The 23,744-nt window shown below is 46.9% G+C and carries 15 protein-coding genes and 1 pseudogene; 5 read left to right on the top strand and 11 right to left on the bottom strand.

All coding sequences use genetic code 11. The features are described from left to right. Positions 1 to 144: 144 nt before the first annotated feature. Positions 145 to 4,065 carry a PGF-pre-PGF domain-containing protein gene (locus ACZ5QV_RS02515; protein ID WP_464601080.1) on the bottom strand — a complete coding sequence of 1,307 codons (3,921 nt, stop codon included), beginning with the start codon at positions 4,063 to 4,065 and terminating at the stop codon, positions 145 to 147. A gap of 234 nt (positions 4,066 to 4,299) precedes the next feature. Between ACZ5QV_RS02515 and ACZ5QV_RS02520 the strand changes: the two genes are divergently transcribed. Continuing rightward, on the top strand, positions 4,300 to 4,824 hold the full coding sequence (locus tag ACZ5QV_RS02520; protein WP_464601081.1) for an O-acetyl-ADP-ribose deacetylase: 525 nt from the start codon (positions 4,300 to 4,302) through the stop codon (positions 4,822 to 4,824). A 104-nt stretch (positions 4,825 to 4,928) separates the two neighbouring features. Here the strand turns inward: ACZ5QV_RS02520 and ACZ5QV_RS02525 are convergent, their stop codons facing one another. From ACZ5QV_RS02525 to ACZ5QV_RS02540, 4 genes are all read right to left on the bottom strand, one after another. Then, the gene (locus ACZ5QV_RS02525; RefSeq protein WP_464601082.1) at positions 4,929 to 5,780 is read right to left on the bottom strand and encodes a ribose-phosphate diphosphokinase; all 852 of its coding nucleotides are present in this window, start codon (positions 5,778 to 5,780) and stop codon (positions 4,929 to 4,931) included. A gap of 189 nt (positions 5,781 to 5,969) precedes the next feature. Continuing rightward, entirely contained in the window at positions 5,970 to 6,443 is a 474-nt protein-coding gene (moaC, locus tag ACZ5QV_RS02530; protein WP_464601083.1) for a cyclic pyranopterin monophosphate synthase MoaC, read from the bottom strand. A 324-nt stretch (positions 6,444 to 6,767) separates the two neighbouring features. Then, positions 6,768 to 8,279, bottom strand: a complete 1,512-nt coding sequence (locus tag ACZ5QV_RS02535; protein ID WP_464601084.1) for an NAD(P)H-hydrate dehydratase — start codon at positions 8,277 to 8,279, stop codon at positions 6,768 to 6,770. A 376-nt stretch (positions 8,280 to 8,655) separates the two neighbouring features. Next, a complete protein-coding gene (locus tag ACZ5QV_RS02540) occupies positions 8,656 to 9,471 on the bottom strand; it encodes an IS5 family transposase (RefSeq protein WP_464601085.1) in 816 nt (271 codons plus the stop codon). Between the two features lie 339 nt (positions 9,472 to 9,810). Between ACZ5QV_RS02540 and iscB the strand changes: the two genes are divergently transcribed. The 3 genes from iscB to ACZ5QV_RS02555 all read left to right on the top strand — a co-directional run bounded on the left by iscB (position 9,811) and on the right by ACZ5QV_RS02555 (position 13,791). After that, the gene (gene iscB, locus ACZ5QV_RS02545; protein WP_464601086.1) at positions 9,811 to 11,031 is read left to right on the top strand and encodes an RNA-guided endonuclease IscB; all 1,221 of its coding nucleotides are present in this window, start codon (positions 9,811 to 9,813) and stop codon (positions 11,029 to 11,031) included. Between the two features lie 560 nt (positions 11,032 to 11,591). Then, the gene (locus ACZ5QV_RS02550; RefSeq protein ID WP_464601087.1) at positions 11,592 to 13,058 is read left to right on the top strand and encodes a DHH family phosphoesterase; all 1,467 of its coding nucleotides are present in this window, start codon (positions 11,592 to 11,594) and stop codon (positions 13,056 to 13,058) included. Between the two features lie 178 nt (positions 13,059 to 13,236). Then, positions 13,237 to 13,791: a diacylglycerol/polyprenol kinase family protein gene (locus ACZ5QV_RS02555; protein WP_464601088.1), complete on the top strand. Its 555-nt coding sequence runs from the start codon at positions 13,237 to 13,239 to the stop codon at positions 13,789 to 13,791. Between the two features lie 120 nt (positions 13,792 to 13,911). Here ACZ5QV_RS02555 and ACZ5QV_RS02560 read toward each other — a convergent pair whose 3' ends face one another. The 6 genes from ACZ5QV_RS02560 to pheA form a co-directional block, all read right to left on the bottom strand. After that, a complete protein-coding gene (locus tag ACZ5QV_RS02560) occupies positions 13,912 to 16,419 on the bottom strand; it encodes a vWA domain-containing protein (protein ID WP_464601089.1) in 2,508 nt (835 codons plus the stop codon). Then, complete coding sequence (locus tag ACZ5QV_RS02565; RefSeq protein ID WP_464601090.1) at positions 16,416 to 18,287, bottom strand: DUF7408 domain-containing protein; 1,872 nt, start codon at positions 18,285 to 18,287, stop codon at positions 16,416 to 16,418. The genes ACZ5QV_RS02560 and ACZ5QV_RS02565 overlap by 4 nt, the downstream gene beginning before the upstream one ends. A gap of 3 nt (positions 18,288 to 18,290) precedes the next feature. Then, on the bottom strand, positions 18,291 to 19,172 hold the full coding sequence (locus tag ACZ5QV_RS02570) for a DUF58 domain-containing protein (protein ID WP_464601091.1): 882 nt from the start codon (positions 19,170 to 19,172) through the stop codon (positions 18,291 to 18,293). Positions 19,173 to 19,253: 81 nt separating this feature from the next. Continuing rightward, complete coding sequence (locus ACZ5QV_RS02575) at positions 19,254 to 20,315, bottom strand: AAA family ATPase (protein ID WP_464601092.1); 1,062 nt, start codon at positions 20,313 to 20,315, stop codon at positions 19,254 to 19,256. Between the two features lie 75 nt (positions 20,316 to 20,390). Next, positions 20,391 to 21,284 (bottom strand): DUF7502 family protein, encoded by an 894-nt coding sequence (locus tag ACZ5QV_RS02580; RefSeq protein WP_464601093.1) that lies wholly within the window; start codon positions 21,282 to 21,284, stop codon positions 20,391 to 20,393. Between the two features lie 65 nt (positions 21,285 to 21,349). Next, on the bottom strand, positions 21,350 to 22,234 hold the full coding sequence (gene pheA, locus ACZ5QV_RS02585) for a prephenate dehydratase (protein ID WP_464601094.1): 885 nt from the start codon (positions 22,232 to 22,234) through the stop codon (positions 21,350 to 21,352). A gap of 215 nt (positions 22,235 to 22,449) precedes the next feature. Between pheA and ACZ5QV_RS02590 the strand changes: the two are divergent. After that, positions 22,450 to 23,661: pseudogene (locus ACZ5QV_RS02590) on the top strand (IS1634 family transposase); the annotation flags it as partial. Between the last annotated feature and the right edge of the window lie 83 nt (positions 23,662 to 23,744).

Here is a 23,744-nt window from a genome sequence, read left to right on the forward strand (position 1 = left end):
CAGTAGAAACCGAAAACAGTAGAAACCGAAAACAGTAGAAACCGAATCCTGTAAAATCTGGACAGAGGAAATACGGGAAACGGACCGAAGACAGAAAAAAAAGAAACGAGAGAGGTGAGTAACCCTCTCTACCTCACAGAAAAGTCAGAAAAAACGGTTCCGTTTTCCGAAGGCCACGAAAAACAGCAGTCCTGACACAGTCCCGATCAAACCAAATTCGGGAAGCCTGTTTTCATCCGAAGCGTTTTCGGATTCGACCCCTTCCGATTTACTAACATCATTATTAAGAGCCTTTTGATCGGAATCACCCTCAAGTTGCCCCAGACCGATTTTTGATGTGACCGGCCCCCCGGTAATTGCAAAGGAGGAAAAATCCGAGGTCCCGGACTCAAAGAAAAACGAACTGGAGTCTTCACCGACCTTCCCGGTATCAAGCTGCTTCCATTCACTATCTTCGTACTTCCAGAGGATTATTGATGCCACATCAACCCCGGCTTCTTCCATCCAGGCCTTTTCAACCCTGAAACCGACAAGCGAATTATTGATATTTTCAGGAGTTGCAAAGCCAGAATTTCCAACCCAGATATTCACGTTTTTGTAAACCTTTGCAGGAGGAAGTTCCGGGACAAGTTTTGACGGGCCCTTCAGCATCTCAACAACGGTGGTAAGCTTTCCGGCCGTCCTCAAGGAGTCAAACTTCACATAATTGACACAGGTGGCATTCCTTATGAAATTAAAGCTAACAGGCTTTCCATTCGTAACAAAAGACTGCGCAAGTTCCTTGATTTCAACATTACTGGCAGGTTCCGGAGATCCCCCACCGCCGCCTCCGCCACCGGAGCCTCCACTACTTTTTCTGGAGGAGGAATCTGGAACGTGAAGGACATTCCAGAGCCAGGTCCATTGATCGCTTTCATTGTCCCCGCTTGCAAAAACAGTGACATTATACACCCCGACAGGAGCGGTTTTATTTTTATATTCAGCATATGTCGTGTTGCTGTCCTCCTGCGCCAGACTGCCGTTAATATACCAGCTCAGGTTACATGTCCTGCTGGCCTCGACCCCAAATATCTGTTCTTTGTCTTTTATGGATTCCAGGTAGATCGTGTCCCCCGGTTCAGGGCTTACGGCCTTTATTAACGGGCTTGCGATAGCAAAGGAGGAAAAGCCCGGAGTTATGGCTTCAAAGTAATAGAAATTCGGGTCAGGCCCATCCACTATTTTCGTCGGCAGCCTCTCCCACACCCCGGAATTGAACCTGCACAGCCTGATTGTGGAAGCGTTTACACCTGTCTCATTGAACCAGGCTTTTTCGATCCTGAACAGTACAGTTGCCTCCCCTATACCGAATTTCCCGAAGTCGTAGCTTCCGACCCTTATGTTCAGGTGCCTGTAAACTTTGCCCGGGGGAAGTACCGGAACGTTTGCGGAAGATTTGTTAAGGAACTCGACCGTAGCTGTGACATTCCCGAGACTCCCGGAGGCCTCAAAACTGAGATTAAGAATACTGAAATTGTTTTCAGGCTTGAAACCGTAAAAAACAGGCCCTTCGCCCGTGATATTTACCTCAAAGGAATTACGGTTCCGGACATTTTCCGGCGACTCTGACGGGATAACAACCCATTCCCAGACATGCCTGCACGTCCCGTTTTCATTTTCCGCAAGAACTGCAAGCTCATGTACCATGTGGGAGGGAATCTCTCCGGCTTCAACCGAAGCAAGAAGTGTACAGGAAGATACCTGAACGGACAGGTTGCTGTAAAGGGCTTCTCCATCAAAATACCAGGTCAAATTTGAGATCTGGTCCAGGGCCACCTCAAATTCTCTTGTGTCTCCCTCATAGTCCTTGATCTGCGCGGATTCAGGGGCAAAAGACGTGATCTTCGGCGGGGCCGTGACGGTAATTAAACCTTCAATTTCCTTATGACCCTCTCCCAGGGTATTTCCCGTGGTCAGAGAAACTGTGTAGATCCCGGGGGTTTCATAGACATAAACGGGGTTCTTTTCCGTGGAATCTACATGCCCGTCACCGTTAAAGTCCCATATCCAGTACGTGGACCTGCCGGAAAGAGATTCAAAACGGACGGCAAGAGGTGCGGGGCCCAAGGTAACATTTACTGAAAAATCAGAAGTAAAGAAAGTTTCTCCTTCGACCACATAGTTTGAGGCAGGCATCATAAGTGGGTACATATCGGATTCATTTACTACTTCTTCATAATCAAGAACTATGTTAACCAAGCAGGGAGAATCCCCTATACCGTCCCCCTCGGAATCAGAATCCTCATAATAGTTCCAGTAGTTGCCAAGATAGCCGGTGAATTCATTTCCCTGATAGCTATAGTTAAGAGTTTTCGAAGAGTTCAAGAGGCCTGTATTTATGCCACCTCCGCCGGAACCTCCTCCACCTGAGCTGGTCGATGCGCTGACTGTTAATCTAATCTCATCGGCTTCTTTATACTCCTCAAAAAACTTATCAGGCCTTTCTCTTTCAAAATTCCGGAATACACTTTCGGTTTTCAGAGAGGGAATCGAAGAATCTACCGGGGCGGATGCACCTACTGTTCCCAAGCTATCATCCACCAGCCTGAAATCATTGAGATAAAAAGTATTATTATCCACATATTCATCTATAGAAATCAGTATTTCATGCGCCGTAATTCGGTTACGCACAAAAAGATTCCCATGTGAATTCGTAAGGTCAACTCCATAGAGCCCTCCCTCGCCCATATTCAAAATGTTGCCAGCTAAAAAATTGTTATCTGATACAATAAGATCGATTGCTTCCAAGCCATGTTCAATATTAATTATATTTCCAATTATATTATTTTCAGAACAACCGTAAAGGTCAATCCCATTTACACATTCATCAATCTCACAGTTTTCAATAATACAATTGTCTGTGTGCTCCAGAGAAATACCACTGTGACTATTTTTAAGGCTGAGATCTTTTATGGTAATGTTGCTACAATCTCTGCAGTAAACAACTCCCGCATTTGAGGAAGCATCAATTACAGTACCTGATTCATTGAAGAGATAATAAATAAATTTTCCATCTACAGTGTTACTGAAATCCAGGTCATTATTTTCACTACCTGTGACGAAAAAATTCACCCAATTAGAATTCATCCGATTATTTCTAAATATATTATCGTTAGAATCTTCAAGTGATAATCCACAATCAGAAGAAGTGAACTGATTACCCGATATAGTATTCCCATTAGACATGAGGACTCTAAGTCCGCGATCGCATGAAATAATGGAATTGTCCTGAACTGTAGAATTGGAGGTGTTACAGAGAAGAATTCCTTCTCCACTGTTTTTAATATTGAGACCCTTTATGACAATATTATTACAGTCAATACAAAAAACAGCCCCGACATTTAAAGAAGAGTCAATTACACGATCTGACTCTCCAACCAGATAATAAAGGCTTTTCCCATCAACGAGGTTGCTTATATCTACATCATTATAATATGGATACCATTCAAACAATATGAAATTGTAATCATTTCCCATCATATTGTTGTCTCTTAAAATATTACCCTCCGAACCAGAAAAAGAAATCCCGTAATAGTTATCAAATAAGTCATTACCCTCAAGGTAATTATTGCTTGAGACATGTCCCTGAGAAGCCTCATAGATTTCCCCGACCCAGATCCCTGAGAAGCTGTTTCTTACTTTGTTGTTTACAATATTATTTCCAGCTGAATATACATCGATCCCCCAATCACACCTTATTATTTCAAACCCGTCCAGAGTGATTTCATCGGCAAAAAGTGAAAAACCATTTTTATGACGGTCTGACCCATCAACTACAGGAATCCCATTTCCCGTATCCACTCCTTTCAAAACCAGTTTCTTATTTACAGAGATATCCCCTGCATACGTCCCGCTGTAGACTAAAATAGTGTCACTTTCATTTGCAGAATCCACAGCTTCCTGAATTGACGTGTAATCCGCACCGCCACTATCGTCAACCGTAAGTGTGGTGGCCGAAGCCGGAACAGCGATCATCATAATAAGAAAAAACAGTAGAATCGGACCGATTATCTCTCTTTTCTTCATATTTTCACCCACAATGGATTCCGGACGGAGCCCCCATATGATGTTGAATTGCATAAAATTAAGAAACCTGAAGGCCATCCGGAATGTAAGAATTCTCAAACTCTTTAACACTCCAACATCGTCAAATAAATAGAACTTGGACATAATAAATATTTTGATGATTATTTTTAAAATATTAATAAAGTTGCACACATTAACAAATAAAAGATAAAGTAAAAGACCGAGGAAAAAAAAATGAAGCCCGTTTCCGAAAGAATTGAAGTTCTCAAAGCCGACATCACGGAACTGGAAGTTGACGCCATTGTAAACGCCGCAAACCGAACCCTGCTCGGAGGCGGGGGTGTGGATGGAGCAATTCACAAGAATGCGGGGCCGGAACTTCTGGAGGAATGCAAAACTCTCGGAGGCTGCCCCACAGGTGAGGCAAAAATCACAAAAGGGTATCTGCTTCCTGCAAAATGGGTCATCCACACCGTGGGCCCGGTCTGGAGAGGAGGAAAAAACGAAGAAGATGAAATGCTGACTTCCTGCTACTGGAAAAGCCTTAACCTTGCAAAAGAGCATTCGATAAAAACCATTGCCTTCCCGGCAATAAGCACGGGAGTTTATGATTTTCCCCTCGAAAGGGCCGCAAAACTGGCCGTAGCCGGAGTGAGGCGTTTTCTTGAGACAAACGAACTGCCGGAAAAGGTCATTCTCGTCTGTTTTAACGAAGAAGCCTGCAGAGAACTCAGAGCTGCGCTTGCCGGAAAACTCTGAAGGTCAGGCAGTTCAGAAAGGAAGCTCAGAAAGGAAGCTCAGAAAGGAAGCTCAGAAAGGAAGCTCAGAAAGGAAACCGAAAAAAAGTGAAATAAAAAATGAAGTCAGAGGCCCTTCAGGGCTTCTGCGAGAAGGGGTGCGACACTCACCTGGCTCTCGGACTTTTCAAGCGTATCGGTTGCTATGATGTCTTTAACCCCTGCATTGAAGAGCCTGACCACGGCATTTCTCGTAAGCACGGGGTGCACGCAGGAAAGGTAAACGTCTGCGGCTCCCTGGCCCCTGAGCATACGGATGGACTCGGCCATTGTCCCACCGGTCGCGATCATGTCATCGACAAGGACAAGGTGTCGGCCTTCCACGTCAACGTTTTTGGTCTTGATCTCAACGGTATCCCCGCTGAGTCTGGTCTTCTGGAGGTAATCGCAGGCAAAGCCCAGGTCTCCGGAAACGTTGCTGGCAAGGGCCTGGGCCCCGGCATCGGGAGCAACCACAATCGGGTCTTTCAGGCCCAGCTCACCGATGTGTTTACCAAGCAACTTTGCGGCATCCAGGTCTTCGGCGGGGCAGGGGAAATAGTCAAGCACGCTTTCCTCATGGATATTGACGGTAAAGACCCGGTCAGCGTTGATACAGCGGGCTATTGCGCGGGCGCTGATTGGTTCCCCGGATTTGAACTTCTTGTCCTGGCGGGCATAGCCCATGTAGGGAATTACCACGTTTACACTTGCTGCCCCTTCACAGGCGTCTATTAGCTGGAGGAGTGCTACCAGGTCCGAATCCGTGGGGGTGCTCTGGATGAGGGTTACGGCCTCGTTTTCGATTTCTTCGGCGATTCTTACGTAAATCTCCCCGTCAGGGAAGCTGCTGTATTCGCAGAGCACGGGTTCCGCGCCGAGAGCCCGGGCTGTGCGGCTGGCGAGTAACTGTGATGCTGGTCCACCTATGATCTTCAAACTGCATACCTCAACTGCTCGGCTGGATATATCTTATAATATAATATACATTGTCTTTTCTGGCTCCCTTAAGGTTCAAACTTTATTTATGCCTTTCCTCCAGCCCCTTTGGAAAAGAGCCTGTTTCCACAAAAATTCAGGTAGAACCATTCGGGCAGGACTGTTCAGGAAAGACCCCTCGGCCCCCTGTCAGTACCCCTTAACCTTTTCAAGCACCCTTATGTCCCGGATAGCTGTGTGAGGATAATTCCCGGTCCCGTCCTTTTCCGCAGACTTAACCATGTCCCAGACCGTGAGCAGGGCTGCCGAGACTCCCGAAAGGGCCTCCATTTCAACCCCGGTCTTTCCGACAGAGCGGACCTCCACAAAGGCCGAAATCGTGTCTTTGCCAATCTCAAAGTCCACGTCTATCCCGGTAATGGGAATTTGGTGGCAGAGGGGGATAGTATCAGGAGTCCTTTTAACAGCCATCACGGCCGCCACGCGGGCTGTCGCAAGCACGTTCCCCTTTTCCATGGCCCCTCCCCGGATCTTTTCAAGCGTAGGCCGGGAAAGCAGGATATCTCCAGCTGCCCGGGCGCGTCTTGTAACGTCCGGTTTTTCACTTATGTCAACCATCCGGGCCTTCCCGGCTTCAATATGAGTAAATTGTACATTATCCAAAAAATCACCATGTTTTTCAAAAAATTAAAAAATCAATTCGCAATCGATCAGTCAATCCTGACATTTTTACGTCTGGAATAGTCCCCGAGGGCTTTTCCCAGTTTTTCAGCCAGATCTTCGGCTTCCCCGAGGTTCAGTTTAATAATTTCTTCGTCTTCTCCATGAAAAATCTGTATCCTTACCCTGTTTCGCTCGATATCAACGTCGATTTTCCTGTCAGCTTCCTGAACCAGCTTCTTACCTCCCCGATTCCTTTATAAAAATTAAAAAATCCACTGTTTTGAGCAGCTTCTTATTTTATTCCTTTTATGGTATGCTTCTATTTTATAACTCGTTTGCCGCCTTAAAAATTGCGGGGATTTTTTCAAGCACGTCCGTTGCAAGCAGGCCGTATCCGAACTTTTTAAAAGCCAGGTTCCCGGCCTCCCCGTTGATGAAGGCCGCACAGGAAGCCGCAAGAAAAGCGGGGTTTCGGGCAAAGAGAGCTCCCGTAAGCCCCGCAAGGACGTCTCCTGTCCCCCCGACCGTCATCCCGGCGTTCCCAGTCCTGTTCAGAAGTGTCCGTTCCCCATCCGAGATTATGTCGTTCTTTCCTTTAAGAAGGGTTACGACCCCGTTCTTTTCCGAAAATTCCCGGACAGCTTTTATACGCAGACCCTCTTCCGCAGGACCGGGGAAGACCTCATCCCCGAGCAACCTTTCGAACTCCCCGGCGTGCGGGGTCAGGACCAGTTCACAGTTGCCCGCAAGCTTTTGCAGGAAATCGGGAGAAAGAGCTGAGAGGGCCTCGGCGTCCAGGACGGCTTTTCTTGCGAAAGGCAGGAGTTTTCTTACAGTCTCAAGGCTCTTCTGGGCTTTCCCGAGCCCCATCCCGAGCACGAGCACGTCATGGTTTCCGAGCAGTTCTTTCAGGAGAGGCAGGTCATCGGGGCAGAGGGTTTCGGAGGAAAGTTTCCGGACTATCAGGTTGGGAGAAAAGGATGCCACGGTATCGGAAACAGATTTCGGCACAGCTGCGGTCACAAGATCTGCCCCGGACCGGAAAGCCGCAAGGGCCGCAAGGGCCGGAGCTCCCGAATAGGGCCCGCCTCCCAAAACAAGGACCTTGCCGGCAGTCCCTTTATGGCTGTCCGCCCTCCGCCTATAAAGGGCCTGCAGGTCCCCGGGGCCAACAAAGGTTTCGGCGGCCGCACATACCCCGATGTCGGCCACCTGCACGGCCCCTGTAAACTCTTTTGCCTTTGTCCCCGTAAGTCCTGTTTTCAGGCAGTGGAAAGTAAGCGTAAGGGTGGCACGGACAGCTTTATCGAAATCACCCCCGTCAGGGTCAAGCCCTGAAGGGATGTCCACGGAAAGCACGGGTTTTTCCGCATTTTCATCCTCGTTTATCAGGTCGATTACCGCAGACTCGGGTTCCCGAACTTTTCCTTTCACCCCGGTCCCAAAAATCGCATCTACCAGAAAATCCGCCTCTGAAAACCAGTCGCAGCCCAAAAGTTCGGCAGAGTCCCTGATCTCAAGAGTCCGAACCCCGGAAAACTCCAGCAACCTGAAGTTGTGCCTGGCTTCTTCGGTCCTGATTTCCGACGCTTTTCCCAGCAAAAGGACCCTCACGTCATACGCCGGAAAGCCGGCCAGATGCCGGGCCGCAACAAATGCGTCCCCTCCGTTATTTCCCCGGCCGGCGACAAAAAGCACCTGTCCTCCCTCAAGTCGCTCCCTGACAGAGCGCGCGACCGCAGCCCCTGCGTTTTCCATAAGCTGCAAGGGGAGTAGGCCGATATGCGCACAGTTTCTATCGACAGCCCTCATTCTTAAAGAACTTATATATCTCATTAAATCACACCCGTTTCGTATCAGTCAATATTTTCAGGTCAATAACCCCTCCCTGCCTCCTCACGGAGTCATGTTAAACCGTAGGTTTAACAGGAGTTTCTAATCTTCGATTAGAAACATCGAGGAAGGGGCTTGCTTGTAAAAGCAAGTCCCGATTGACCAGATCACTGAATAGGAGTTTAATATAGTCAGTAGCCGATAGGAAAGAATATTATAGTTACCCTGGAATGCCGTCTCAGTTCCAGGCTCTAAGAGCGTGTCTTAAAATTCAATTTGATTATACAATTGGGATAGTACTCACGTATTTGGACCAAAAAACGGTAACATTAAACCGTCAAATGTCTAAAGTCTAAGAGGCTGTCTAAATATTCACATTTCAGTTTTCTAAATGTTCTATCTTAGCCAGTCGTTTGCTCATTACACGGATCATAGCAGCATAGATGAAGGCTTGACTGGACTCTGTCAATCCTTCATAATCTTTGCTCAAACGCCGATATCGACCCAGCCATCCAAATGTACGTTCTACTACCCATCTGCGAGGAAGTACTTGAAAACCTTTGACATCATCCTTACGCCTTATGATTTCCAAAACCCAACTGCACGTAATATTGACCCAATCAATCAGTTTACCAGCATAAGCAGCATCAGCCCAAATAAGCTGCAATCGAGAGAATGTCCCATTAACTCGTTCCAGAACAAGTTTAGCTCCATCTCGATCCTGAATATTCGCTGCATGAACTACAACCGTCAATAGTAACCCTGTTGTATCCACCAGAATGTGGCATTTTCGCCCTTTGACTTTCTTGCCAGCATCATAGCCGCGCACTCCAGGTGTTTCTGTGGTTTTGACTGATTGACTATCTATAATCGCTGCACTTGGTTCTGGTTCTCTGCCATTTGCAACTCTCAGTTTAGTTCTCAGCGCAGCATTTATGCGCTCCCAAATTCCTTTGATCCTCCAAAGACGGAAATAGTGGTAAACAGTTTTCCACGGTGGAAACTCGTGTGGTAACATTCTCCATGCACAACCAGAACGTAGCAAATAGAATATGGCATTCAATATTTTCCGATAAGAATGAACACGCTTTCGACCTCGATTATTTCTGGAATTTGGGATATGCGGCTTAAGTAGTTCCCATTCTTCATCAGATAAATCACTCGGGTAAGGCAGTCTTTCATTTTGTTCTGGCATCAACAAATGATTTGGGTGCAAGTATTATTTAATTATATTACACCCACTCAATTTTAATTATGATGTCCAATGAATTTGATTTTAAACATCGAGTAGATAAGTATGACTAAATTAATTTGCTGTGTTAGCTGAAGATCAACAATGCCTATTACCCAAATGTAGAAATGGTTTGAATATTCAGACAGCCTCTAAGGATGTAAGTTAAACAGTTCTGAGAGGTAGGAACAGTGCTTACATCATACAAAACCTTTCCATATCAGATCGAGAGGAAGACGAATTCCGAACTTGACTCCACAAGTTCAGATACGCATAACCCTATTTAATTGGGAGTAATTACAAATGTTTGTATATGTACTGAACAAAAACGGAAAGCCGCTTATGCCAACAAGTCCCGCGAAAGCCAGGATTTTGTTAAAAACTGATCGGGCAAAAGTGATGAAAACCACTCCGTTCACAATCAAATTGCTTTACGACAGTAAAGAATATACTCAACCGATTATTGCAGGAATGGATACGGGATCAAAACATATTGGTTGTGCTGCAGTTTCCAATAATCAGGTAGTGTACCAGTCTGAAATTGAGATCAGAGATGACATCTCTAAAAAGATGAAAACTCGGTCCAGTTATAGACGCACACGAAGATGCAGAAAAACCAGGTATCGACCAGCAAGATTCAACAACCGTCATAACTCCAAGAAATCTGGTAGAATAGCTCCGTCAATTCGCAGCAAGGTCGAATCTCATCGAAGAGAGAAAAATTTTGTTGAGTCCATCCTACCGATAACAAAATGGATAGTCGAGCTTGCGTCATTTGATATTCACAAAATAACAAATCCTAATGTATCGGGAACTGGATATCAAAACGGTCCAATAAAAAACCTGTATAACGCAAAAGCATACGTTTTGAGTCGAGACGGATATACATGTCAGCATTGTAAAGGCAAATCAAAAGACCGTAAACTGGATTGTCACCATATTATATTCAAATCAAATCATGGTACAGATACTCCTGATAATCTGATCGTATTGTGTCGTACCTGTCATGACGAATTACATGCAGGCAAATTTGAAATTACAGGATCTCCCTCCAAAACAAAACATGCAACTGAAATTGGGATTATTAAATCTCAACTTAAAAAATCACCATGGGAATTCGACGAAACGTTTGGTTATGAGTCTAAATTCAAACGAGAACAAATACTAAAACTACCGAAAACTCACTATAACGATGCAATTGCGATATGCTGCACTGACAATCAACATGTTCAACTGGATGATACGGTATATTTCAAAAGACATGTTAGTGCGGGAGATTACCAACAAACCAAAGGCAAGCGATCCGAAAAATCAATACCAACTGGTAAAATATTCGGAATTAGAAAATTCGACAAGATAAGAACTAAAAAAGGAGAAGGGGTCGTAAGGGGTCGAATGTCTAAAGGATACGGAGTATTGTGTGACATCAACTGGAACACGACAATTACAAGTGTCACCATCAAAAAGAACTGTATCCGACTAACTGCAAGATCGACAACACTTATTCAAATAATTAAAATTTAAACCAATTTGTCGCATTCATCTCCCACCTGCCCGCCTACGGCGGTCGTGTTAAACCGCAGGTTTAACAGGAGTTTCTAATCTTTGATTAGAAACATCGAGGAAGGAGTCTTCTGCGACACGGGATAAATTAATATCCCATACGTCCCATTTTTTTAAAGACTCAAATTTAGTAAGAAATCCGGAAAAATTCCTTAAATTAAGGCCTGCTTATGTGCAGAAATTTATTTCTTTATATTAAATACATAAGCATAAACTATATACGTAACTCCAAATATCTGACATGCAAAGATAGAAGCAGTCAACTACCCCACCTAAAGCAGTGGAGCTTCCTGCCTATCGCATGTTAAAGAGTGCGGACATAGACAAAGGAAACGTTTAAAGTAATCAGCGTTTGGACAACGAGAAGTTATGTTTGCACAACAAAAAGTTGTTTGCACAATCAAAATAATCAGCAGCAAAATTCTAAACTGCTAAAAAAGATGAAAATCCGGAGAAATCTGGAAAAAATTTATTCTTCTTTGAAAGTGTCCAGATGTACATGAGACAGGGAGGCACTAAATTTGCCTGCTTTTTTAAAAGATGCCGATAACAATCTCAAAAATATTGTAAAACCCAGATATTTAATTCTTGGTAGTGGAAGCTTAGGTTTCGCCCTTGCAAAAGAGCTTCGGGAAATCAACAAATCCGTAATTATGGTCGATATTGATGAAGAAAAAGTGGAAACCCTCCGTGAAGAAGGCTACGAAGCAATGGTGGGGAATATCCGCGATCCCGAACTCATAAACCAGATTGAACTTAAAAATGTCATAGCCATACTCTTCCTTACCCCGGACAACGAGGCTAACAAAAAAGGAATAGAGAACTTCAAAAAAATCGTAAGCCCGGAGGCCCATCTCTTTGCGAGAGCCTCGGACATTATAAACAAGGAGGAAATGGAAAAACTCGGAGCAGACTTTGTCTTTATACCTTCAAGGCTTGTCGCGATTTCCCTTTCCCGTTCTCTGGAAAGGGCCGAGTCCGCCCACAGGGGAAGCAAGCTTGCTCAGTGGATGGAAGGTATGGGGGACAAAAAACTCGCCATCGTAATCCACGACAACCCGGACCCGGACGCCATATCAAGTGCCCTGGCCTTAAAGGAGATTGCAGGCAGTTTCGGAGTGGAGGCAAATATCCTCTACCACGGGAAAATCGGGCATCAGGAAAACAAGGCCTTTGTCAACCTGCTGGGAATCGACCTGAGAAAAATGGAGGAACACAACCCTGCGGACTTTGACGAAATTGCCCTGATCGACTGTTCGATTCCCGGAGTCAACAACATGCTCCCCTCGAACTCCTATATAGGAATCGTAATCGACCACCATTCCATAGGAGATGCCGAACTCAACGCCGATTACATAGACATCCGCCCGAACTTCGGGGCAACGGCTACCATTATGACCAAGTACCTCCAGCAGCTCAACGTCCCGATTTCAAAGACACTTGCAACCGCCCTGCTTTACGGGATCAGGACCGATACCCAGGACTTCAAGCGCAATACCGACCCCGCGGACCTTTCGGCGGCGTCATACCTCTACCCCCTCTCGGACCACGACATTCTGGACCAGCTCGAGCGCCCTTCCATGGCCATCGAGACCCTGGAAGTCCTTGGAGAAGCTATCCGGAACCGGCAGGTTATCGGGAGTTACCTCCTCTCAAATGTAGGAAACATCCGGGACAGAGACACCCTCCCGCAGGCTGCGGACTATCTCCTGAGTCTTGAGGGAATCACAACAACCGTGGTCTTTGGGGTCACGGAAGACAGGATCTATATATCAGGCCGCAGCAACGACATCAGGATCAACCTGGGAGAGATCATGCGCCAGGCTTTCGGAGAAGATGCCGGAGGACATGCCACGTCTGCCGGAGCCCAGATCCCCCTGGGGGTATTTACTGTGACAAAGGACAGACAGACCCTCCTCAAGCTTGTCAATGAGGCCGTGGTCAAGAAGTTCCTGAACGCCGTAGGGGTGGAAGAAGCAGGCGAATAAACCCCGCAGACTTCCGGAGTTTGTTCTGGACATTCCAGTATAAACTTTAAAAGGTTTAACAAACAGGCAGGAAGAAGGAGACAGGAAGGGATAGTGCGCACAGTTTTATATCACATCCTTACAAATTCTCTTTACCATGTCTTCCCGAGATTTTGTCTTCGAATGCCTGAGAAAAAGTGTGCACCTGGTTTCAGTCCTGATCGTCCTTATCTACGAGTTTTTCGGGAAGGAAACCGTACTCTGGGTGCTCATGGTTTTTCTGGTTACGGTCCTTTTCCTCGACTACCTGAGGCTTGAACAGGGCCTGAAAATCCCCCTCTTTCATATCATGTACCGGGAAAAAGAAGCAGGCCGTATGGGGGGACATATCTACTTTTCCCTGGGCGCTATTGCCGCAATTTCCCTTTTCAGCAGAGAGATCGCCTACGCTGCGGTCCTTATGGCCACCTTCGGAGACCTGAGCGCGGCCCTTGTGGGGAAATCTTACGGGAAACATAAAGTTTTTAGAAAAGCCTTTAAAAACGATAAGACACTTGAAGGCTCAACTGCGGAACTTTTTGTAAATATTCTCATAGGGTTTTACTTTCTGGGAAACCCCACCATTGCCTTTCTAATGGCCTTTTTTGCAACCCTTACGGAAACCGCGGTCAACAAAATCGATGATAACCTAGCGGTCCCTGTCATTTCCGGCTTTTTCGGGCAACTGGCCTTTTTCCTGCTGGAGTATCTCTGACCCAACAACGGAAAAACAGAAAAGAAAAAACAGGAAAGATGGTCGCTAGAAGGGTAGATTAAGGAAAATACCGGGAGAAAAACCGGGAAAACCGGGAAAACCGGGAGAATACCCGGAAAATTATTCCCCGGCTTCCACAGCTTCTTTAATTGCTTCCTGAACCGCATGTGTTTTTTTAAGCTTTTTAATTTCCCTGATACGCCTTACCATGACTTCTCCCAGGAAGAGCAACAGGGCCGCAAGGATGAAGTAGGGCTTCAGGCTCTGGGGCTCCTCGACTTCCCGCTCGGCGTTCTGCCTGGCATCCTTCAAAAGGAGGGCCCTGGCTTCTTTTTCGGTATAAGTCTTTCCGCCCGTGGCCAGTATAAGGGAAGCCAGGTCTTCGTTTACCCCAACATCTCTGAACTCCAGGGGGTAGTTAACGGCAAGCGGATAGCCTGAGATGTCATGTAGCCCTATGGAGTCAGGACTTGCGCTGGCTTCATAGACGTTTCTGCCAGTCAGGGAAAGGTCAAGGGCCTCCCCGTCCAGGTTCAGCTTCGGCGTCCCTTCATCATACATGGTAAGGGTCAGATCCGTTGGAGTCCCGAGCCAGGTGTCCGGCCCGTCGAGCACGGCCCCTTCTTCAGCCTGGGGGTTTCCTATGGCCCAGTTGGCCATGCTTGAGACGAGGTTTGCGTTTTCTTCCTTATAGAGCACGGAACTCCAGCGAGACCCGGCTCCTTCTCCGTTGTCCGTGGAAAAAGCCGCGACCCGGCCCAGGCCGTAGCGCCAGGTCGTAAGCACCGGTTTTCCGGTAACTGTTATCAGGAGGCGCTCGGCCCCGGCCTTGGGGGTTACGTCATTATAGCCCGTGATGTTCCCCGTAATATTGATGTTACGGGTAATGAAGTGGTCCGGGGAATATTCAAGCAGGGGATAGGCGTCAAGTTCGATTGGTTCTTCCTCGTCATCCTCGGAAGGCATTTCGATCCTGTCGAACTCTATGTTTGCGCGTTCTCCCTCTTCTATGTGGAAGTAATTGCTTCCCAGGTCCAGTGACTCCATAAAAGTCTCTGCATACAAAGATCTTGTTAGCTCATCAACCTGTGAAGGCGCAGAGGACCGGATGTGTATGAAGAATATTTTAGCTCCGATTTCCTGAAGTTCTTTCGCAACTGGAATGCTCGCTTCATAAGAGTCCTTGATCCCGCCGTCCGAGATGATTATGACATCCAGTTCCCCTTCTTCATCCTTCAGCATTTCCTTTGCGGTCTCCAGGCCCAGGTCCAGAGAAGTCTTGCTCCTATCGTCAGGAGTTAATTGTCTGATTTTCTCCTCAAGGACTTTTATGTTATACGGAAGGCCGAGGTACACAAACCCCCCGGATATATCCACTCCCGTACTCCCAAACCCGATAACCCCCACATTAGCGTCTCTGAGATTTTCGTTCCGGAGGAGATAAATTGCGTTTCCGAGGACATCCCCGAGCGTCCCGTGAAGCTCCGTACTCGGGGAAATGTCCAGAAGCAAGATCATGTTTCGTCCGCCCTTAAAATCGGAAGGTTTCGAGACCACGGGCAGGAGAGTCTCAAAAGAGGAATTCAGGTAGTCCCCGAGGTCATATGACTTTTCTCCTCCCACAACTATGAGACCGTTCCCGTCACTGACGTATTTCTTGATGCCTTTCACCTGAGTCTCGGAAAGGGAATTTATGAATATGTTGTCAAGCACAAGCGTCTTGCTGTCCTCAAGCTTTCCAATAGCCGGGAAGGCATTCTCTGTAGTGACATCGTAGAGTTCGGAGAGGACCAGGGCCAGGGGGGAATCCGGCTCGTCCGTAATAAGTGTAAGTTTTGGTTTCGGAACAACGTAGAGAGCCTTGTAAAACTCGTTGTTTATAGCATTCCAGTCCTCTCCCGAAGGGGTGATTATTACCCGGATGTTGTGGGCTCCCAGGGTGGAAAAGGGGTCAGGCCTGAAGATAATGGACGTTTCCCGTTCTCCTTCGGCAAGACTGTAGGACCTTCTCAGGTCCAGTACCTCGTCCAGGTAGACCTCGAGGTTGAAGCCGGCACTATCTTCCCCGGCCTGAGAAACAATGATCTCAAAATTGTTTTCATTGTCCACGACAAGGGTCTTGTCTCCTTTGACCTCAACTGCAAGGTCGTTTTTCTCCCGGGTCGGGTGCACGGCATAGACCGTTGTGCCGGTTTCCCTCGCAAATTCCAGGGTGTCTACCAGGCTTTTGCCATAGTTATTGTTCCCGTCGGACACGAGCACGACCTGCTGGCCGCTTCCCGCGTACTGGAGCACGGAGTCTCCGAGGCTGGTTTTATCCCCCGTCAGCCGAATAAAGGTCGTCGGGGTGTTGTCTACCAGGCCCTCGTAAATGTTTTGCCCTGCTCCTTCCTCGAATATGTCCATACTGCCGGTCTCGTCCGAGACCACGACAAGGCTCGGGTTTTCGTCACTAACTGTTTTTGTAATGACCGTGAAGGGGGACGCAAGGGCGATTATTAGCAGGAGAGCGACAAGCATCCTCCATTCCACAAGCTTTGTCCGGGTATTTCTCAGGAGGTAGAGCCCTCCGAGGATAAGCGGGATTATAAGGAGAAGCATCTCCGGGTGTTCGAGAGAGGGTATCACAGTTCCCCCCTCCCGCGCACTATAAGCAGTTCAAGCAGCATTAACAGGAACACGACTCCGATAAGGTAATTGCTTATGTCTTTTTTGGCGGTATAGGTATCGGCCCGGACCAGCCTGGGTCCGTCCTGTATGATCGCTTCCTCAATGAGGGCCGTGGCGTCCACGGTGGTGTCCGATTCCCGGTCGTCGTAGAGGTTGACCGCAATCTTCTTGTCCTCGATTTCATAGGTCCCGACCTCGTCATAGAGCATACGGTCCGTGGTTACGACCTTTGAGGGCGTCCGGATTTCCTCAGTTTTCGAAAGGGAAGTGAAAGTCCCGGTCTCAATGTTATAGTCCGAGATGTCCCCGACTCCCCCGATCCACTCGATCAACCTGATCCAGAAGACCGGGTACTCAGGCAGGTTGTGGAAGTTGTTCCAGGGAACGTCTCCGAGTTCGTCGTTCAGGCCCAGGTATAGAATCGTGCCCTCACCCAGCTGCCAGTAGCTCAGAACAGGAACGCCGTTTTCCAGGGCCGCAAGGGTCGTGGCTCCGGTCCTTTCCGTGGCGTTGAGGTACTTTCTGACCGAAATTTCTTCAGGGTTCACGTCCTGGGTGATCCGGCTGGCCTGGACTTCCTCGACTTCAAGCCCGTCCTCGTCCTCAGCGAGCCCGATAGGTTTTACAGGCAGGAGTTTTACAAGTTCCACATCGGTATTTTCCGGGAGTAGAGCCTCACTTCCTATAAAGACCACGGCCCCTCCGGTCTGCACAAAAGCTTCAAGCCTCGGCACAGACCCACTTTCAAGCGGAGTTTCCTTCTGGGCCAGCACGATAAGACTGTAGTTGGCCAGGCTTGCGGGAAGAGCCTTCCAGACTTTGACCTCGCTGTTGGGGAGGAGGGAAAGCGCGATTTTTGAGGGAAGTTTTCCGTCATCGGTAATAAAGAGGATCTCCTGTTCGGCAGTATCGGGAATCGAGATATAGGCTGTGTTGTCCAGAGAAAGGCTGTCTTCCTCAACAAGCCTTATTTCCGTCACTCCCGGATTCAGGGGAGCAAGCGTGAACTGGTTCGTTTCACCCGCTGGCACGTCCAGGGTAAAGGACTTTGAAACACTTCCTCCCCGTACGGTCTCAATTTCCACATTTTCGTTCTGGTCCCTGTAGTTTTTGATCACGCAGGTATAGCTGTAGGCCCCGTCCGAGGCCTCAATCCAGCCGTTGATTATCCCCACGTTGTCTGCGGGTTTTCCCACTTTCACGAAATTGACATCGATCCCGTAGGACTCAGCCAGGTTTTTGGAGGCTATGGGTTCTTCCCCTTCCCAGTTAGTGAAGTCCGAGATAACAATTATCCGGCCCCCTTCCTGAGAGAGGAGGCGCATCCCGCTTGAGATTGCGGAAGAGAGGTCAGCTACCCCGGCTCCGGCATTCAGGTCCCGAAGCACCTCTTTTGCGGCCGAAGAGCCATCCGCTTCAAGGGCCAGGAGAGGCACGTTTGAGGCCAGGATGATGCTGTTTTTTTTACTCACATAGCCTTCGGCCATCCCCAGGGCGGTTCCGAAACGGTTCTCGACCTGCATACTGGCCGAGCTGTCCAGGATAAGCACGGTATGCTCTCCGCTAAGGGACTCTTCCGTGGTGTAAAAATAGCCTGCGGCGGCAAGGGAGAGCAGGATAAGAACCAGGAGCTGGACGAGGAACAGGGGGTCTTTGACGAGTTTAGTCAGGGCCGTGAAGATCTTTTTCCGTTCCTGGTCGAGCTTTAACACGAACATCAGGGAAGGAATGGACAGCACCACAGGCTTTGGCTTGAGCAGGTAGAGGAGAATGAGCGGGATTACACTCAGGAGGGCCAGGAGGGCGAGAGGGCTTGCAAAAGGCATGGCTCAGCGCCTCCTTCTCCTGATCGTATGGTAGAACGCATCAAAAATGGGGGTGTCGCTGGTAAAACCGTAAAACTCAGCTCCCACCTTCATGCAGACTTTTCTGATCCGGGCCGTGTGCTCATCAAGCTTTTCCTCGTAGCGTTCTTTGAACTTATTGCTGACATAGGTCCGGATTTCCCCCCCGTTTTCGAGGTCGATTAACTTGCTGTGCCCATCGAGGGGAAGCACTTTTTCGGCCGGGTCCAGGACCTGAATCAGAATCAGGTCGTGGTCGGCGAGCCTGTACACGGCAGACTCGATGGCTTTGGGGTCTTCCAGAAAGTCCGAGATAAGAATCACAAGGGAGCGGGACCTGATTTCCCGGCTATACTTTGAGACGCATTCGTCAATTGCGGTTTTTCCTTCAAGTTCGGTCTCACTCAGCCAGTCGATTGTCCGGAGCAGGTTCTGTTTGCCCCTTTTCGGCCTGTGGACCTCCACGTCCACGCCGAATGTAGAGATTGCGAACCTATCGTTGTATTTGGTGACCATGTAGGCAAAACCCGCCGCAAGCATGGCCGCGTATTCGAACTTCGAGGTCCCGGTCTCGGGGTAAGCCATGCTTTTGCTGGAATCGAGGAGGATGTGCGTGGTCAGGGTCTTTTCTTCCTCGAACTGCCGCACGTAGAGTTTCTCGCTTCTGGCGTAGGCCTTCCAGTCGATGTCTTTTATCTCATCGCTCTGGTTGTACTCTCGAAAACCTATGGTATCAATCCCATGCCCGGCCCGGGTGGACGGGCGGTTTCCGGCATAGACCGTTGATACCCGTTTCCGGACTGAAAAGGTGAAGCGATCAAGCTGCCTGAAAAAATCCGTCTCGATTCGTTGTTTTGTGCGGGTCATCTGCTGGTCCTTCATTAAAACCCGGGTTTCTGCGCTTAAAAACCCGGAAATATGAACTTCTTTTTCACAGGTCCTTCCTGCTTATTTTCCAAATCCCAGAAATTTATGCTTTTTTTCCACAGGTTCTGCCTGCTTTTCCGGAGATTTTTCTTTCTTGCTTTCTTTCCGCCCCACTTTGTTGAGCAGTTGCGTGATGGCCTCGTCAGGGGAAAGCCCGCTTCTTTCGGCTTCAAAGGTCAGTATAATCCTGTGCCTGAGGACGGGGTAGGCCATGGTGTCGATGTCTTCCTGGCTCACGAAGTTCCTGCCCTCGATCAGGGCCCTGGCTTTTGCGGCGAGGATAAGTCCGATTGAAGCTCTTGGGGATGCCCCGTACTCTATATTCTCTTTGTCCTTCCGGGTTAGATAAACGATGTTGAGGACTCTTTCTTTCAGCTCTTCCGAGATCGGGACCTGTCGGGTCAGGGCCTGCAGTTCGAGCAGGGTGGGTTTATCAATTCCTTTTGTAATTTGCGGAGACTCGGCTTTAGTGTAGCGGTTTACGATTTCCTTTTCTTCCTCGAAACTGGGGTAGTCAAGAAGAATTTTCAGGAGAAAACGGTCGAGCTGGGCTTCGGGAAGAGGATAGGTCCCTTCCATTTCAATAGGGTTCTGGGTAGCAAGAATGAAGAAGGGTTTGTCCAGGAAGTAGGTTTCGTTTCCTACGGTCACCTGCTTTTCCTGCATGGCCTCAAGGAGAGCGGACTGGGTTTTGGGAGAAGCTCTGTTGATTTCGTCCGCAAGCACGATATTTGAAAAAACAGGCCCGGCCTCAAAACGGAATTCTTTTTTCCCATTTTCCCTTTCCTCGATAATGGTGGTCCCTGTGATGTCCGCGGGCATCAGGTCAGGGGTACACTGGATCCTGCTGAACTTCAGGTTCAGGCCCTTTGAGATAGTGGAGATCATGAGGGTTTTTCCCAGGCCCGGGTTACTCTCCACAAGGACGTGGCTCCCGCAGAGGATGGAAATTACGATATTTTCCACGGCTTTTTTCTGTCCGACGACGACGCGCCCGATTTCTTCAAAAAAAGTTTCAAAAATCCTGCCGGCATTCTCGTAGGTTATGGAGATGTGCCCGGCTTCAGAATCATTTTCATACATAAGTGCTTCTCCCTTTATTTTTTTGTTTTTCCTGTTCCGTCCGGTTTCTTATTTAACAGAGAGGCAGGGGGGTTTTCATTCCTCTGCCAGGTCCTCAAAATAACTCTGAATAATGTTCCGATATCCCTCGGGGAGGTTTTCATAATAGGCCTGGGAAGCTATGGCCTCGGGGTCGTAGGCTGCAGACTGACTAAATGCGTTTTCCCGCTCTTCCCCTTCCTCTTTTATGGTAAAACCCTGTCCGGCTCCGGGTGGAATTTTCAGGTCAACTTCCGTACCTTCCACAACGATTACGGCAGGTTCCCCGAAAAGGTCTTCCGAAGCTTCCCCATCCCCCTTTTCTTCGGATTCACTTTCTTCCAGGGTAAGCAGGCCGCTGTCCTTATTCGAGATAAAGGGGATGTTTTCCATTGCCTCTGGCAAATTTTTAGGGGTTATGTCTGTATGATAGTCCGTAACTGCGATATAGGTGGAGCCAGAAGCCGTGAGGAAGAGGGCTCCGATCCCAATTATAAGCAATCTCCTGTTCAGTAAGGCTGAAGAGTTTACCGGCTTTATATCAAGCGTAACTTTGCCCAGAAGGTCCTTAACAATTATGTTATTCACATCTCTATTGTCATAAGCGGTCCGGAGCCTTTCCTTAAGGCCCGGGAATTTCTCTTCAATTATTTTAATAGCATCTTTTTTTTCCTTGCGAATATACCTGAAAGCTGTAATTGCTAAAGCAAGGACAAATTCCACCAGTATTATGCCCAGGGTTTCAAATACAAGTTCGGTCCCTAAAAAACTATATTTTGCACCGGTGTATGGTTCAAAAAAGCTTATAATTGAGAAAATATCCTGCATGTTAAACAATGCGAAAAGTATGTACAACGTCAAAAAGGTTGTAGCGAAATCCAGAAATTTATAGATAGATCTGTAAATTTTAAGTGCGGATTCGTATTTATTTACTGCGGTATCGAGCTCCAAACCATCACATCGTATAATTGTTTAGTATAATATAACGCTTTTGAACCTTTAATTTCAGGGCCTGATTAACTCATTTTAAAAGCGAGATACGAGCCAAGCACTTTCAGCATATCAGCATTAGCCTTTATATCTTTTAGGGCATCTTTTATAAGTTCATCGCCAATATGCCCTTCAAAATCAATGTAGAAATAGTAGTCTCCAAGTTCCCGCTTGGAAGGCCTTGACTCGATTTTTGTAAGGTTGATCCCCCGTTTTGCAAAAGCTCCCAGCAGTTCGTAAAGGGAGCCAGGCCTGTCTTTTGCGAGGTATGCGATAAGGGAAGTTTTAAAACCTGAAGTTTCTTCGGAGACCGGGCATGTTTTTTCCTGTGGGCCTTTTTCCGGGAACCGGGAGTTTCCGGCCCTGACGACAAGGAAACGCGTGTGGTTTTCCTTCCGGTCCTGGATATTCGAGAGCAGTATCCGGAGCCCGTACCTTTCCGCAGCCTCAGGGGAAGCAATTGCCGCCATCTCCTCGATTTCTCCCGCAAGCCGGGCCGCATGAGAGGTGCTCCCCGTACTCCTTATTTCCGCGCTCGGAAAGTTTTCTTTGAGAAAATGCCTGCACTGGGCCAGGGCCTGCGGGTGGGAGAGAATTACCTTTATGTTTTCCCGGCTGCCTTTCGCAAGCAGGCAGTGCTCGATTCTGACCACAACCTCCCCGCAGACCACTGTATTCAGCCTCAGCAGGAGGTCAAGGGATACCCCTACCGATCCCTCAATCGAGTTTTCAACCGGCACGACTGAAAAATCAGTTTTTCCTTCGGCTGCGGCCGTAAAAGCGTCTTCGATATCCTCAAAATACCGCAGGCTGGAAGCCTCAAGACCTGCTTCTAAACATTTTTCCTGAATCCAGAGCTTTGCAGCTTTTTCCGAATAAGAGCCTTCGGGGCCCAGCACGCCTATTATCATCTGAGGGCTTAATTGGGGAAATGCTGGTATATAGTTTTTGACTCAGCTTTCAAAGAAGAGCTATTTTTGCCTTGATTTGCCACAAAAATCAGTGGCAAGGAAGATCCGTTAAAAAAAATATTTGTAAGGCCTAAGTTCTAAATTACATTTAAAAAGCCTATTGTATCTGTTTTTTGAAGAAATATCTTTATATACGTAGAACCTAAATTTATATCATGGTTTTTTTAAAACAGAAAATAATCAACGGTAAAAAATACTGGTATATTATTAAAACTGGCAGAATTGATGGAAAAGTGAAAACTATATTTCAGATATATTTAGGCAATGCCGAAAAAATATTTGAAATGAAAAAACAGAGTGAATCATTGCCCTACATGAAACTGAAATCTTTTGAGTACGGCAAACTTGCCGCACTTCTTCATGTGAATGAAGAGCTTGGATTCGTTGACATAGTGAACAAGCACACTATGAAAAAATCAATCGATGGTTTAAGTGTCGGAGAGTATCTTTTACTTGATATAGTGGGGAAATCTCATGGAGTTTTAAGTGAAAACGGTATTGGGGAATGGTTCAAAAAATCGGCCTTATCTTTTAAGTGGAAATTCCCTCATAAATTAAATTGTCAGAATTTTTTGAATCATATGAATTACATTGATTCCGACACAATGAAAAATATTGAAGACGATTTGTGCCGAGTTCTCATCGAAAAAGGACTAACCCCTTCAGTACTGTTTGTGGATGAATCAAACTGGTTCACTTATGCTACCAATTATGATGAAAAAAGTGAATTGCTTCATAAAGGGTATAACAAAAAGCATCGTAAAGACAAAAATCAGGTATCTGTAGCGCTGGCTGCTAATGATTACAACTTACCTTTTATTCACGAGACATATCCAGGAAATGTGCATGATTCAGAGGAATTTTCAGGTCTGGTTGACAAAATAGTAAACCGTCTAACCGAATTGAATATTTGTTCGGAAGACCTTGTTCTTGTTTTTGATAAGGGAAACAATTCAAAGGACAACATTGAAAAAGCAACTTCAAAGATGAATTTTGTAGGGGCTGTAAAAGCAAATCAGGCAGATGATCTTCTTGAAGTGCCATTATCTAAATATCAATTTTTATATGAAAGCTCAGAAGGCCACAAAATTTATGGCTATCGGACAAAGCATCAGTTTTACGGGACAGAATTTACAACAGTAATTACTTTCAATGAAGGAACTCACAAACTTCAAAAAAGAACTTGTGAGTCAAATATGTCAAAAATAACTGAGAATCTGGAAGACCTACAGAGGAGACTGGAAAGCAACAGAGGAAAAGCAAGAAACAGGAGCAGTGTAGAAAAAGAGGTTGCAGACATTATTATCAAAAAATACAGAAGTATGGTGAAATATGAAATTACTGATGCTCCTGAAGGTAAGAAAAAACGTATCTATTCAGCTACCTCTGTTTCTAACTTATATTTCGTATAAACTCAACAATTACTTTTTTCATATAGATTAATATAAAA

Source organism: Methanosarcina baltica (assembly GCF_055394095.1).